Annotated in this window: 12 protein-coding genes; 1 reads left to right on the top strand and 11 read right to left on the bottom strand. The window is 66.6% G+C overall.

The window, feature by feature from the left end; all coding sequences use genetic code 11:
* Window positions 1-46: 46 nt before the first annotated feature.
* The 7 genes from ntrC to ASE31_RS26565 all read right to left on the bottom strand — a co-directional run bounded on the left by ntrC (window position 47) and on the right by ASE31_RS26565 (window position 8,073).
* A complete protein-coding gene (gene ntrC / locus ASE31_RS26595; protein WP_057205521.1) occupies window positions 47-1,669 on the bottom strand; it encodes a nitrogen regulation protein NR(I) in 1,623 nt (540 codons plus the stop codon).
* Window positions 1,670-1,709: 40 nt separating this feature from the next.
* Window positions 1,710-2,732: a nitrogen regulation protein NR(II) gene (gene glnL, locus ASE31_RS26590; protein ID WP_057205519.1), complete on the bottom strand. Its 1,023-nt coding sequence runs from the start codon at window positions 2,730-2,732 to the stop codon at window positions 1,710-1,712.
* Window positions 2,733-2,809: 77 nt separating this feature from the next.
* On the bottom strand, window positions 2,810-3,322 hold the full coding sequence (locus tag ASE31_RS26585) for a hypothetical protein (protein ID WP_057205517.1): 513 nt from the start codon (window positions 3,320-3,322) through the stop codon (window positions 2,810-2,812).
* 293 nt (window positions 3,323-3,615) lie between these two features.
* Window positions 3,616-5,031, bottom strand: a complete 1,416-nt coding sequence (glnA, locus tag ASE31_RS26580; protein ID WP_007854205.1) for a type I glutamate--ammonia ligase — start codon at window positions 5,029-5,031, stop codon at window positions 3,616-3,618.
* Window positions 5,032-5,205: 174 nt separating this feature from the next.
* The gene (locus ASE31_RS26575; RefSeq protein ID WP_057205515.1) at window positions 5,206-6,033 is read right to left on the bottom strand and encodes a molybdopterin-binding protein; all 828 of its coding nucleotides are present in this window, start codon (window positions 6,031-6,033) and stop codon (window positions 5,206-5,208) included.
* The gene (locus tag ASE31_RS26570) at window positions 6,030-6,998 is read right to left on the bottom strand and encodes an EI24 domain-containing protein (protein WP_082604388.1); all 969 of its coding nucleotides are present in this window, start codon (window positions 6,996-6,998) and stop codon (window positions 6,030-6,032) included. Before ASE31_RS26570 ends, ASE31_RS26575 begins: the two co-directional genes overlap by 4 nt.
* Window positions 6,999-7,068: 70 nt before the next feature.
* Window positions 7,069-8,073, bottom strand: a complete 1,005-nt coding sequence (locus ASE31_RS26565; RefSeq protein WP_057205513.1) for a bile acid:sodium symporter family protein — start codon at window positions 8,071-8,073, stop codon at window positions 7,069-7,071.
* A gap of 260 nt (window positions 8,074-8,333) precedes the next feature.
* Between ASE31_RS26565 and ASE31_RS26560 the strand changes: the two genes are divergently transcribed.
* Window positions 8,334-9,236, top strand: coding sequence for a LysR family transcriptional regulator (locus tag ASE31_RS26560; protein ID WP_057205511.1), 903 nt, complete (start codon window positions 8,334-8,336; stop codon window positions 9,234-9,236).
* Here the strand turns inward: ASE31_RS26560 and ASE31_RS26555 are convergent.
* From ASE31_RS26555 to ASE31_RS26540, 4 genes are all read right to left on the bottom strand, one after another.
* Window positions 9,233-10,231 carry a sterol desaturase family protein gene (locus ASE31_RS26555; protein WP_057205509.1) on the bottom strand — a complete coding sequence of 333 codons (999 nt, stop codon included), beginning with the start codon at window positions 10,229-10,231 and terminating at the stop codon, window positions 9,233-9,235. The genes ASE31_RS26560 and ASE31_RS26555 overlap by 4 nt on opposite strands.
* Before the next feature lie 51 nt (window positions 10,232-10,282).
* Window positions 10,283-11,098 carry a polysaccharide deacetylase family protein gene (locus tag ASE31_RS26550; protein ID WP_369819503.1) on the bottom strand — a complete coding sequence of 272 codons (816 nt, stop codon included), beginning with the start codon at window positions 11,096-11,098 and terminating at the stop codon, window positions 10,283-10,285.
* Window positions 11,099-11,117: 19 nt separating this feature from the next.
* Window positions 11,118-12,104 carry a YncE family protein gene (locus ASE31_RS26545; protein WP_057206181.1) on the bottom strand — a complete coding sequence of 329 codons (987 nt, stop codon included), beginning with the start codon at window positions 12,102-12,104 and terminating at the stop codon, window positions 11,118-11,120.
* 170 nt (window positions 12,105-12,274) lie between these two features.
* Window positions 12,275-13,027: a 16S rRNA pseudouridine(516) synthase gene (locus tag ASE31_RS26540; RefSeq protein ID WP_057206179.1), complete on the bottom strand. Its 753-nt coding sequence runs from the start codon at window positions 13,025-13,027 to the stop codon at window positions 12,275-12,277.
* Window positions 13,028-13,198 lie beyond the last annotated feature (171 nt).

Genomic DNA, 13,198 nt, shown 5'->3' with positions numbered 1-13,198 from the left:
AACATGTCCCGAAGCCCTTTTGACCATGCCCCACTGGCAGGAAAGCTCAGCCCTCGTCCGGCGCGTCCAGGCCCAGCTCCTGGATCTTGCGGGTGATGGTGTTGCGGCCGATGCCCAGGCGCTGCGCGGCTTCCATCCGGCGGCCGTGGGTGGCGACCAGGGCCGTGCGGATCAGGCGCGACTCGAAGCGGCGGGTGAGGGCATCCCACACCTCGGGCTGGCCGCCGGACAGGAGCTTTTGCGCCTCGGCCTCCAGCGCCTGCTCCCAGCTCAACACAGGGCTGGCCGACGCGGCGGGGGCAGCCGTGTCGGCAGCCCAGGCAGCAGCCGGCGCGGCGGCCACGAACTGCGGTGCCGAGGGTGCGACGGCATGCAGCCCCCCCACCATTTCGGGCGGATGCGCAATGGCGGCCACGGGCATGGCAATCACCGGCTGCGGTGCCGCGGCATGGCCGTCGGCCACGGCGGCACGCGCAGGCGCCTGGAACACCGGGGCCTCCAGCACCTCGGGTGGCAGGTCCTGCAGCGAGATCACCTGCGCGGGCGCCATCACCGTCAGCCAGTGGCAGATGTTCTCGAGCTGGCGCACGTTGCCGGGGAAGGCGAACTGCTCCAGCCGCGCCAGGGCCGAGTCGGCAATGCGCTTGGGCTCCACGCCTAGCTGGCGCGCGCTCTGCTGCAGGAAGTGGCGCGTGAGCATGGGCACGTCTTCGTGGCGCTCGCGCAGCGCGGGCAGGCGCAGGCGGATGACGTTCAAGCGGTGGAACAAATCCTCGCGGAAACCGCCTTCCTTGACGCGCCGCTCCAGGTCCTGGTGGGTGGCTGCGATCACGCGCACATGGGCCTTCACGGCCGCATGGCCGCCCACACGGTAGAACTGGCCGTCCGACAGCACGCGCAAGAGGCGCGTCTGCAGGTCAAACGGCATGTCGCCGATTTCGTCGAGGAAGAGCGTGCCCCCCTCGGCCTGCTCGAATCGGCCGCGCCGCTGTGTCTGGGCGCCGGTGAAGGCACCGCGCTCGTGGCCGAAAAGTTCGGATTCCAGCAGATCCTTGGGGATGGCCGCCGTGTTGATGGCCACGAAGGGCCCCTCTGCGCAGGGCGAGTGCTTGTGCAGCGCGCGCGCCACGAGTTCCTTGCCCGAGCCCGATTCGCCGGTGATCAGCACCGTGACCTGGCTCTGGCTGAGCCGGCCGATGGCGCGGAACACGTCCTGCATGGCGGGCGCCTGGCCCAGCATCTCGGGGGTTTCGGCCTGGCGCTCTTCGGTCACTTCCTCGCGCTGGCTTTCTTCCACCGCGCGGCGGATCAGCTCCACCGCCTTGGGCAGGTCGAAGGGTTTGGGCAGGTATTCGAACGCGCCGCGCTGGAAGGCCGAAACGGCGCTGTCCAGGTCGGAATACGCCGTCATGATGATGACGGGCAGACCGGGCTGCAGTTCGCGTACTTTTTCGAGCAGCTGCAGGCCCGAGCCTCCAGGCATGCGGATGTCGCTCACCAGGACCTGGGGGCCCTGGCGGGCGGGGTCGCCTGCGGTGACGTCGGCCAGCGCGTCGAGCACTTCGCGCGGGTGGGTGAAGCTGCGCGTGGGCAGGTTCTCCCGGGCCAGCGCCTTTTCCAGGACGAAGCGGATCGAGGGGTCGTCATCTACTAACCAGATCGGCTTCATATCTTTGTCTTACCTTCCCTGTGGTTGCGTGTCAGGGACCTCAGGGCAAGGGGATCAGGAATCGGAAGTCGGTGCGACCCGGTACGCTGTCGCATTCAATCAATCCGTGGTGCCGTTGTACGAAGGTTTGCGCCAACGTGAGTCCCAGCCCCGATCCGCCGTCCCGACCCGACACCAGAGGGTAAAAAATACGCTCTTTGATGGCATCGGGTACGCCCGGTCCGTTGTCGATGACATGCAATTCCAGTGCCAGCCGATATCGCTGGCGACCAAACGTTACTTGTCGGGCCACGCGGGTGCGCAAGGTGATCACCGCATCGCCCGCAGCAATGCGCTCGGCCAGTGCCTGCGCCGCGTTCTGAACCACGTTGAGCAGTGCCTGGATGAGCTGCGCCCGGTCGCCGCGGAACTCTGGGATGGAGGTGTCGTAGTCGCGCTGCACACGCAGGCCTTGCGGGTACTCCACCAGCACCAGCGAGCGCACGCGCTCGCACACCTCGTGGATATTGACGTCGCCCACCAGGTGCGGGTGGCGGTGCGGGGCCAGCAGGCGGTCCACCAGGCTTTGCAGGCGGTCCGCCTCGTGGATGATGACCTGGGTGTACTCGGTGAGCTCGCGGCTTTCGAGCTCCATCTCCAGCAACTGGGCCGCGCCACGGATGCCGCCCAGGGGGTTCTTGATCTCGTGGGCCAGGTTGCGGATCAGCTCCTTGTTGGCCTGGGCCTGGTCGAGCAGGCGCTCCTCACGGTCCTGGCGGGCCTGCTGCTCCAGCGGCCACAGTTCCACCAAGATCTCACCGGCCTGCTCCGCCGCCGCCACGTTGACATGCACGGGCACGGGGTCCTGGTGCAGGCGTTTCAGGCTGGCTTCGTAGCGCAGCGCCGCAAAATCCTGCACGCGGGCACCGGCCAGCGCGGTTTGCAACAGGGCCGGGTCGGTGAAGAAGGTGGAGAAATCACCCCCTTCGAGGGTGCGGCGCGACAGGCCAAGGGTGTTTTCCAGCGCCGCATTGGCGAACTGCACGGCGCCGTCGGCGCGCAGTACCGCCACCAGCGTGGACATCAGGTCCAGCGAATGAAAGCGCCCGGTATCTGGCGAGAGGGAATGGTCCGGTGGAGTACTCACGCGTGGGTCCGGCCTCAATTGGCGGGGGCCACGCGGCCCAACTCACGCTTGATGCCGGCGATGTCGCTCTCGCTGCGGGACACGCTGGCCTTGAGTTCGGCCGTGCGCTCAATGTAGCGCTGCGGGTTGCGCAGATCCAGGGCGTTGCGCTCGGGCGCGCCGCCGTTGTATTCCTTGACCAGCTCGGCATGGCGCGCCTCGGCCTTGCGCAGTTCGGATTCGAGGATGGCACGCGCATCGGAGTCGCGGGCCTTCTGGTCGTTGCTGCTCACGCGCGGGGCGTTCGGCGGCGATGCAGACGGGGCGCTGCCAGCGGCAGGCGCGGCAGTGCCACCTGCAGCTGCTGCTGGACGCGAGCCCTGCACCACAGTCACATTGCCGCCTTCGACCAGCTTGCAGCCACGCTCCTTGGCCTGGGTCGCGTTGTTCGTGTACTCATTGCCACAGCGGTAGATGCGGTCCTGGGCCCAGCCGGCAACGGGGGCCAGGGCAGCAAGCAACAACAGGGTGGTAACAGTCTTCTTCATGGAAATTCCTCGCGCGAGCAGCAAATGCACAGTACAGCCAGAGAGTATCCCCGAATCAACCCGCATCGCCAATCCGGCAAGTGCTGCGGCCGTGAGGGGTTAACGGTGCGGCAAGGGCCGTCCAAAGCCGGGGCGGCCCTGGTGGCAAAGGCGAACGCTGGCGGATGGCACCACAGCCATACACCGGTTCAGAGGCTCGCTGGCCGGTGTTGGTTCCGTGCACACCGAATCAGCGGCGCCATGAAAAAAGGCGGCTTGCGCCGCCTTTTCGGGTAACCGCCGGGTGGGGCGGATTACAGCGAGTAGTACATGTCGTACTCGACAGGGTGGGGAGCCATGCGGAAGCGCGTGACTTCGGTCATCTTCAGGTCGATGTAGGCATCGAGCATGGAGTCGGTGAACACGCCACCCTTGGTCAGGAAGCTGCGGTCCTTGTCGAGGTATTCCAGGGCCTGGTCCAGGCTGTGGCAGACGGTAGGCACCAGCTTGTCTTCCTCGGGTGGCAGATGGTACAGATCCTTCGTGGCAGCTTCGCCGGGATGGATCTTGTTTTCCACGCCGTCCAGGCCGGCCATCATCAGGGCCGAGAAGGCCAGGTAAGGGTTGGCCGATGGATCGGGGAAGCGCGCTTCGATGCGGCGGCCCTTGGGGTTGGCAACGTAAGGAATGCGGATCGAGGCCGAGCGGTTGCGGGCCGAGTAGGCCAGCTTCACGGGGGCTTCGAAGCCGGGCACCAGGCGCTTGTACGAGTTTGTGCCGGGGTTGGTGATGGCGTTCAGGGCACGTGCGTGCTTGATGATGCCGCCGATGTAGTACAGCGCGAAGTCCGACAGGCCGGCGTAGCCGTCGCCTGCGAACAGGTTCTTGCCGTCCTTCCAGATGGACTGGTGCACGTGCATGCCGGAGCCGTTGTCGCCAGCGTAGGGCTTGGGCATGAAGGTAGCCGTCTTGCCGTAGGCGTTGGCCACGTTCCAGACCACGTACTTCAGGACCTGCGTCCAGTCGGCGCGCTCGACCAGCGTGCTGAAACGCGTGCCGATTTCGTTCTGGCCAGCGCCTGCCACTTCGTGGTGGAACACTTCGACCGGGATGCCCAGGGATTCGAGGATCAGGGACATTTCAGCGCGCATGTCCTGCGTGCTGTCGACGGGAGGCACGGGGAAGTAGCCGCCCTTGACGGTGGGACGGTGGCCGCGGTTGCCGCCTTCGAGCTTGGCGCCCGAGTTCCAGGGGGCTTCGTACTCTTCGATCTCGAACATGACCTTGCCGGGTTCATTGGACCAGCGCACGCCGTCGAAGATGAAGAATTCTGGCTCTGGGCCGAAGAAGGCCGTGTCGCCCAGGCCGGAGGCCTTGAGGTAGGCTTCGGCGCGCTTGGCGATGGAGCGTGGGTCGCGGTCGTAGGCCTTGCCGTCACCGGGTTCGATCACGTCGCACTGCAGGAACAGCGTGGTTTCTTCGAAGAAGGGGTCGATGTTGGCGGTGTTGGGGTCGGGCATGAGCTGCATGTCCGAGGCTTCAATGCCCTTCCAGCCAGCCACCGACGAACCGTCAAATGCGTGGCCCGACGTGAACTTGTCTTCATCGAAGTGCGAAACCGGCACGGTCACGTGCTGTTCCTTGCCCCGGGTATCGGTAAAACGGAAGTCAACGAACTTGACCTCGTTTTCCTTCACGATCTTCATCACGTCTGCAACGGTCTTGGCCATCAGGTTCTCCTGGGTAAAAGCGCTTGTTGAAAAAAGAATTTGCCGAAATAAAAGCAGTTTGCGTGCCAGCGGAGTGCAATCACCGCACTATCGCGGAGCAGCGGCCCGTCCTGGGGTCTGGCGAGGACGGCTGGACGCACAAACTTGGTGCACCACGACAACCCCCATTGCACATTACAGGTTGCGCACCATTTCAGGGCCAAGTTCTGCACCAAATTCGTGCAGGCCATTTTTGAGGTCCGTCCATGCTGCGGGGAGCGCCTGTGTCGGGCCTTTGACGCCCAGTTCAATATGCCGCCCGTATTGTGGATGATCCACGCTGGGCAAACTGAACACCCGCACCCCGGCGTGCGATTTTTCTATCTGCTCCATGAGCGGCGTGAGCGCTGCCTCCATGGCGCCGAACACCACCACCGAGTGTTCGGTCTGGGGCGTGCGGTTGAAGTGCTCGGCGTACAGGGTGTCCAGCACCCACTCGATCATGGGCCAGGCCATCACGGGAAAGCCCGGCACGAAATGCACGGCGCCGCCCTCACTGCCCGGGCTGTCGCAGGTGAAGCCGGGAATCTTGTTGTACGGATTGGGAATGGTGCGGGCCCCTACGGGGAACATGCCCATGTTCAACCGGTGCAGGTTGTCGTGGCGGTCGGGCTCGTAGGGCAGGCCCTGCTCGCGCGCCACGTCCTGCATGCGCTCGCGGATCAGGCGCTCGGCCTCGGGGTGCAGGGCCAGCTCGGCGCCCAGCGCCCGCGCTGCGCATTGGCGGGTGTGGTCGTCCGGCGTGGCACCGATGCCGCCGCACGAGAACACCACGTCGCCCGAGGCAAAGGCACGCTGCAGCGTGGCCGTGATGCGCGCGGGGTCATCCCCCACGTAGTCCGCGTACGACAGGGCCAGGCCGCGCGCGGCCAGCAGTTCGATGGCCTTGGGCATGTGCTTGTCGGCACGCTTGCCCGAGAGGATTTCGTCGCCGACGATGATGAGGCCGAAGGTAGGGGTCATGGGGTGCGGGGATCGGTAGAGAAGGTGCCGCGGGCTGGCAGGCTGGCCGCTGCGGGCTCTGGCGCACTGATGGCGGGCGGCGCGATGTCTTCGATGGCGGGCGCGGGCGCCAGCGTGTCGAGCGGCAGGCGCGAGGGCACGGGCATGGTGGCGCGGACATCGTCCTCGCGCAGCTCCTGCAGCGCTGCCAGGCAGAAATGCGTGAACCACAGCGAGGAGAACGCGAACACCAGCATGTAGATCCAGATCGCCATCGGCACCAGGATGGCAAAAGCGGCCACGAACAGCACGCCCGATGCCCAGACGATGCTGGGTGCGGCGCCCAGGTAGCCGGTGATGATGCCGATGCCCAGCAGGCTGGCGCGGTGGCGCTGGAAAAGCCGCTTGCGTTCCTCCTTGCTGGCATGTTCGGCCAGGGCATCGAAGGCCATCACACGGTAGGTGAGCCAACCCCAGATCAGCGGCGGCAGCACCAGCACCAGCGGGGGCACCAGCCACAGCGGCACGGACACCACCAGCGCCACCAGCGCCATCACCGTGGAGCCCACGGACCAGGCCACGCTGGCGAAGAAGGAGCCGCCCTTCTTGCGCGCGAGGTCGGGAAAGCGCCGTTCGGCGACCAGGGTCACGAGCGCCGGGGTCATGAGCACCGCCACCAGCAGCAGCGACACCACGACCAGGACCGGCGTGGCCGCCAGGATGACCATCATGGGGGCGAGCGCAGACACCACGCTGCCCAGGCCCCAGCCCTCGAGCCAGCCCCAGAAATTCTTGAGCATGGGGGAGGCATCAAGAAGTGAGTGCATGCTCTGCACCGCCACATCCCAGTAGAGGTAGCCCAGCCCGAACGCCAGCGCCGCCATCAGCAGCAATGGCAGCAGCGAGAGGAGGATGACGCGGGGGCGCATGCAGTACGCCGCGGCGCGCCAGAAAGAGTCCAGCAGTAGTCCCATGCGCGTGAGCATACCGCGAGCCTCGCCGCTCTTGATGAAACCCTGCACCGCCCGGCGGTTGCGCGGGTTCCCGCTGTGCCTATCAGGCCTGTTCGGGCTGTGCGCCCACTGGTTTGCCGGCATCCAGCCCGCGCCGCGCATAGCGCTGCGCGAGCACGCCGCAGACCATGAGCTGCATCTGGTGGAACAGCATCAGCGGCAGCACGATGGCGCCGGCCACGTTGGCGGCAAACAGCACGTTGGCCATGGGCACGCCGCTGACCAGGCTCTTCTTGGAGCCGCAGAAAACGATGGTGATCTCGTCTTCCTTGGAGAAGCCCATGCGCCGCGCGCTCCAGGTGGTGAGGGTGAGCACCAGCGCCAGCAGCACCGCGCACACGGCCAGCAGGCCGGCCAAAGCCATGGGGGGCACCTGGGACCACAGGCCGTCGATGACGGCGTGGCTGAAGGCGGCGTACACCACCAGCAGGATGGAGCCCTGGTCCACCACCTTCATGACGGACGCGCGCTGCTGCAAAAAGCCGCTGATCCAGGGGCGCAGCAGGTGGCCGATGGCAAAAGGCAGCAGCAGTTGCAGGCCGATGCGGCCCATGGCAGCCAGCGGATCGCCCATGGCCGCGTTCTGTGACATCAGCAAGCCCACCAGCAGCGGCGTGAATGCCACGCCCAGCAGCGTGGATGCCGAGGCGCTGCACACGGCCGCAGGGATGTTGCCGCGCGCCATGGAGACGAAGGCAATCGCCGACTGCACTGTGGCCGGCAGCGCACACAGGTAGAGGATGCCGGTGTACAGGTCGCGCGTGACCAGCGGCTCAAGCACGGGGCGCAGCGCCCAGCCCAGCAGCGGGAACAGCACGAAGGTGCTGGCCACCACCACGAGGTGCAGCCGCCAGTGGCCGATGCCGGCCAGGATGGCCTCACGCGAGAGCTTGGCCCCGTGCAGGAAGAACAGCAGGCTCACGGCCGCCGTGGTGGCAACCTCCAGCCCCCGGGCAAAGCTGCCAGAGGCTGGTAGCAGGCTGGCGGCGATGACCGTGGCGACGAGGTAAAGCGTGAAATTGTCGGGAAGCAAACGGGAGCGGGCCATGCAAGCAAGGGGCGTGAGCCCATAAGAAACGGTATGCACTGATTGGACCGTGTTTGCCACCCCAAGAGAAATGGATTGATTTGATGAATTTATAATAAATCCTCATGAACCAAGGGTGTGCCATGGCCTATTTCCCCACGCGCGGCCCACGGCGTGCGGCGTCTGCTTTGTCGCACGGCTTGCCCATGGCCCGCCATGGGCTGCGCCGCGCTTCGCGCATCCATCCCCACGCCATGGCCCGCGCGAAGGGGAAATAGGCCATGGCACACCCCAGTTTGCGCCAATTGCGTGTCTTCCAGGCCGTGGCGCTGCACAGCAGCTTCACGCGCGCGGGCGACCAGATCGGCCTGACCCAGCCCGCCGTGAGCCGCTGCGTGACCGAGCTGGAGCAACACCTGGGCATCAAGCTGCTGGACCGCACCACGCGCGAGGTGGTGTTGACGGAGGCGGGCCGCAGCCTGGCGGTGCGCCTGGCGCGGGTGCTGGAAGACCTGGACAGCGTGCTGCTCGATGTGCGTGGCCTGGCCACGCAGCGCCAGGGTCGGGTGCGCGTGGCCAGCAGCCCCACCCTGTCGGCCAACCTGCTGCCCGAATGCATTGCGCGCTGTCGGCAGGAGCACCCAGGGCTGGAACTGCTGCTGCTGGACCGCATGCAGCACGATGCACTGGCCAGCGTGCTCTCGGGCGAGGTGGATTTCGGCGTGGTGATCGAACCCGAGCCGGGGCGAAGCGATGAGTTGCATGCCGAAGCCATCCTCTCGGAACCCTTTTGCCTGGTCTGCCCGCCCACGCACCGGCTGGCGCGCCAGCGCAGCGTACGCTGGGCCGCCCTGGATGGCGAACCGCTGGTGCTGCTCGACCATGCCTCGGGCAGCCGCCGGCTGATCGACGATGCGCTGCACCAGCATGGCGTGCAGGCACTGGTGGCCCAGGAGGTGGGCCATGTGACCACCATCTTCCGCATGCTGGATGCGGGCCTGGGCATCTCGGTGGTGCCCACGCTGGCCTTGCCGCCCGCAGGGCTCCAGGGCCTGGAGGTGCGACCGCTCACCCCCCGCGTGGAGCGGGCCATCGTGCTGGTGCGGCGGGCCAACCGCGCCCTGGCGCCCGTGGCCGAAGTGGCCTGGGGGCTGGTGCGCGACGTGGCAGCGAAGCGGGTCTAAGCCTTTCCGAACAAGCGCAGCACCCCGCGCCATTGCTGCGACCAGAAGCCGCGCCCATAGTCGCGCGTGCGGCCGTCGGGCCCGGGCTCCACCTGGTCGCGCACGCCCGTGGGGTCGTAGCGTTGCTCGAAGTTGGCGGTGCGCATCAGCATGTCCCACCAGGGCAGCAGCACGCCGAAGTTGTGGCCGCCCAGCACCACGCGCGGCGCCTTCTCGCCCGCAGCAGCCGGTTTGATGGTTTCGTGCCCGATGCCGATGCTGTGGTGCAGCCGGTGAAAGCGGGGGCTCACCCACAGGCGCTCCCCCAGGCGGCCGAACCACAGGCGCACGTTGGCGTGCTGGAAGCTTTCGCTCAGTTGCGTGATGGCCACGATGGCCACGAACTGCCCCGGCGCCACGCCGATGAGCTGGGCCACCACCACCAGGATGGTATCACGCAGCATGTCATCCAGCAGGTGGTTGCGGTTGTCGCTCCACATCGTCATCTGTTGCTGCGAGTGGTGCAGCGAATGCAGCCGCCACCACCATTCGAAATGGTGCTGGCCGCGGTGGATCCAGTAGTCCACGAAGTCGAATACCACCAGGTACATGAGCAGGCTGACCCAGGCCACGTCGGTCACGCCGGGCCAGATGCCATCGAGGTGGAAGGTGCTGATGCCCGACATGCGCAACTCGCCGAACAGCGCGTCCATCAGCGGGTCGATGGCAAAGAACAGGCCCACGCGGAACAGGCCCAGCCGGTGCAGCAGGGTGTAGAGGATGTCGGTGCGGATGGTGGCGCGGTTGGTCACCGGCTCCACCGGGCGCCAGCGCTGCAGCGGCCCGATGACGGCGATGATGACGGCCAGCTGCAGCAGGCCCACCAGCAGCCAGCCAGTGGCGTCGTAGCCATCCTCCAGCAGGTTGCCCAGGCCGCCCGCGAACATCAATGGCTGCACCACGGTCTCGAACAGCCATTGCTGCGCACCGTCGAATACCGAGCTCAACCACTCCATAACGTTCCCCGCTCCTGTTGCTGTCGCCTCATATGCCGCTGCCGCCCGGCATCACCGCACGGTCTTTGTAGCGTAGTCCGGGTGCTCGCGCAGTGTCCTGAAGCAAAACCCCCGCTCCTTCAGCCCCACGATCAGCGGCTCCAGCACGGCGGGCGCCCAGGGGTCCGTGCGCGACCAGATGCCGAGGTGCGCCAGCAGGATGTCGCCCGCGCGGATGTCGCGCAGCGCCTTGCGCAGCAGCGCCTCGTTGCTGGCCTGCGCGGTGGACAGCTCGTCACCCAGAAAGCCCGCAGGCGACCAGCCCACGTGGGTGTAGCCGCAGGCCTGGGCGCTGGCGATCAATTGGGGCGACGTCTTGCCGCCCGGCGCGCGGAACAGCGGCAAGGGCTTTTGCCCGGTGATGGCCTGCAGCCGGTCGGCGGCCTTGGTGATCTCGGCGCAGTATTCGGCCGCCGTCATCGTGAAATCCTGCCCTGCGCGCGGGCCGGCCGAAGGGCGCACCTTGAAGGATGGCTTGGAGGCGGTTCCCAGGTCGGCGCGCCAGTAGGTGTGGTCCCAGGTGTGGGAGGCAAAGGCGTGGCCTTCGGCCGCGCGGGCCCGCCACCAGGGTGCCCAGTGCTCGCCCAGGCTGCCATCGCCCTCCTTGGTGCGCTCCTGCGCCGCAAAGAAGGTCACCCGCACCTGATGGCGCTTGAGCACATCGGCCATCAGCGGGGCCACCTCCATGTGGCCGGTGTCCAGGGTCAGGTAGACGGGTTTGGTGCAGTCGTCGGCGGGGGCTGGCGCGCTGCCTTGCGCCAGGCCTGCAGGCACCGCCAGCAGCCACACCCAGGGCAAGACCGCCCTCGCAGTGCAAGCCACAGCCATGCCAGCAGTCATGCCGCTGTTACCGGGGGGCGTGCTGCAGCGTCCAGACGCCGTGCGGGGACTTGCCCACGGGCACCTGGCGCACCACCTTCTTCGCCTCGGTGTCCACCACCGACAGCTTGCGCGCCCAGCGCGAGCTCACGTAGATGAAGCGGCCGTCGGCCGAGACTTCCATGCAGTCGGGCCCGCCGGGCACGGGGTAGCTGTCCACCACGGCCATGGAGGCCATGTCGATCTTGCTGATGGAGTTGGCCACCCGGTTGCTCACGTAGAGGTGCTTGCCGTCGCCCGCCGCCCGAAAGGCGTGCGCGCCATTGCCGGTCTTGATCTTCCTGATGCTGCGCGGCTCGCGGCCCGAGACGTCGAAAACTTCGACGCTGTCGCCCCCGGTGAGGCCGAGGAAGACATGCTTGTCATCCGGGCTGCCATACACGTCGGCCGGCATGGGGCCGGTCTTGATGCGCCACTTGACCACCTGCGTGGCGATGTCGATGGCCACCAGCTCGTCGCTGTCCTGCATGGACACGTAGACCGTGGTGCTGCGGCTGTCGATCCACATGTGGCTCGGGGTGCGGGCGGTGTTCACGCGTGCGACCAGCGTAGGCTCCTTGCCATCCCAGCGGTAGAAATCCACATGGTTGAGCCGGTTGGCCGCCGTGATCAGCCATTTCATGTCGGGCGTGAAGCGCAGGTGGTAGGGGTCCACGATGCCGCGCACCGTGCGCTGGACCTGCGCCGTGCGCGGGTCCAGGAAGGTCAGCGTGTCACCCAGCGCATTGGCCACGATGAGCGAGCGCTCGTCGGGCGTGAGGTACAGGTGGTGCGGCTCCTTGCCGGTGGGGATGCGCGAGGTCTCCGTCCAGGTCAGTGGATCGATCACACTGACGTTGGCCTCCAGCGAGTTCAGCACAAAAATCGGCGGCACCGCTGCCAATGCAGCACTGCCCCACAGCAACACCAGGCCGGCCAGGGCGGCGCATGCGCGCACGGGGGAAAAAATCTTCACAAACAACCAAGCACTTTCAAGACAGTCCGCAAGTGTAGCGCCGGGAGTAGCGCCCCTCCTTCCCGAAGGCGTAACAACTGCGCATGGGGACCGATTGGATCAAGAAGGCGCCCTCGTCTGGCGCCGCCAAAGGGCTGACAACGCCGCAATAGCCTCGAAAGCGCCGCTCCTCAGGCCGGAGCCGTCGTCAGCGTCTTGAGATCGTCGGCGCTCAGCCAGCGCCATTGCCCGGGTGCCAGATCGGCCGGCAGCGGCATGCTGCCGATCTGCGAGCGGTGCAGGCCCTCCACGCGGTTGCCCACGGCGGCCAGCATGCGCTTGACCTGGTGGTACTTGCCTTCGGTCAAGGTCAGGTCCAGGCGGTGCGTATCCACCACCACGCAGGTCGCAGCGCGCACGGGCTTGGGGTCGTCGTCGAGCACCACGCCAGCCAGCAGCTTGCTGGCCTGGGCCTCGTCCACAGGGTGCTTGGTGGTGACCTGGTAGACCTTGGGCACATGCTTCTTGGGGGAGCTCATGCGGTGGATGAACTGGCCGTCATCGCTGAGCAGCAGCATGCCCGTCGTGTCCTGGTCCAGCCGCCCCACGGCCTGGACGCCCTGTATGGCCGTCTTGCTCGGACGCTGGCGCAGGGGAGACGGCAACAGCGAATAGATGCTGGGATAGGTCGAGGGCTTTTGCGAGCACTCCGTGCCCGCCGGCTTGTGCAGCAGCACATAGGCCTTCTCTTGGTACGGCCAGTCCACGCCCTGCACGCGCAACTGCAGTCCGTCGGCGTCGAAATCGGCCGAGGCCTCGGTGCAGGACACGTACTCCCCCGCCACACCGGAGGTACTCACCTGCACCCAGCCCTGCTGCACCAATCCGGCGCACACGCGCCGGGTTCCAAATCCCTGGGAGTACAGAATGTCTTGCAGCTGCATGGCGATCAAATAGTGTGGGGGACAGGTACAAAGCAAGGCAGACAGACGGTGCCGGCCGGCAATGCCGCAGACACCATTCAACCACTGCAGTGCCGCCAGGTTTGCCTTGCCCAAACGCAAAACCCCCCAGTCCTTTGGAGACTGAGGGGGTTTGGGGCTATAAGAGCCTGA

Origin of the sequence: Acidovorax sp. Root217 (assembly GCF_001428645.1) — a bacterium.
GTDB lineage: Bacteria > Pseudomonadota > Gammaproteobacteria > Burkholderiales > Burkholderiaceae_C > Acidovorax.
The sequence above is the reverse complement of the archived record's forward strand: the minus strand, read 5'-3'. Positions and strand labels throughout refer to the sequence as shown.

Coding starts and splice junctions, on each gene's coding strand:
- ntrC (WP_057205521.1), bottom strand. CDS start 1,669: ATGAAGCCGATCTGGTTAGTAGATGACGACCCCTCGATCCGCTTCGTC.
- glnL (WP_057205519.1), bottom strand. CDS start 2,732: ATGTCCACGCTGGTGGCGGTACTGCGCGCCGACGGCGCCGTGCAGTTC.
- ASE31_RS26585 (WP_057205517.1), bottom strand. CDS start 3,322: ATGAAGAAGACTGTTACCACCCTGTTGTTGCTTGCTGCCCTGGCCCCC.
- glnA (WP_007854205.1), bottom strand. CDS start 5,031: ATGGCCAAGACCGTTGCAGACGTGATGAAGATCGTGAAGGAAAACGAG.
- ASE31_RS26575 (WP_057205515.1), bottom strand. CDS start 6,033: ATGACCCCTACCTTCGGCCTCATCATCGTCGGCGACGAAATCCTCTCG.
- ASE31_RS26570 (WP_082604388.1), bottom strand. CDS start 6,998: ATGCTCACGCGCATGGGACTACTGCTGGACTCTTTCTGGCGCGCCGCG.
- ASE31_RS26565 (WP_057205513.1), bottom strand. CDS start 8,073: ATGGCCCGCTCCCGTTTGCTTCCCGACAATTTCACGCTTTACCTCGTC.
- ASE31_RS26560 (WP_057205511.1), top strand. CDS start 8,334: ATGGCACACCCCAGTTTGCGCCAATTGCGTGTCTTCCAGGCCGTGGCG.
- ASE31_RS26555 (WP_057205509.1), bottom strand. CDS start 10,231: ATGGAGTGGTTGAGCTCGGTATTCGACGGTGCGCAGCAATGGCTGTTC.
- ASE31_RS26550 (WP_369819503.1), bottom strand. CDS start 11,098: ATGGCTGTGGCTTGCACTGCGAGGGCGGTCTTGCCCTGGGTGTGGCTG.
- ASE31_RS26540 (WP_057206179.1), bottom strand. CDS start 13,027: ATGCAGCTGCAAGACATTCTGTACTCCCAGGGATTTGGAACCCGGCGC.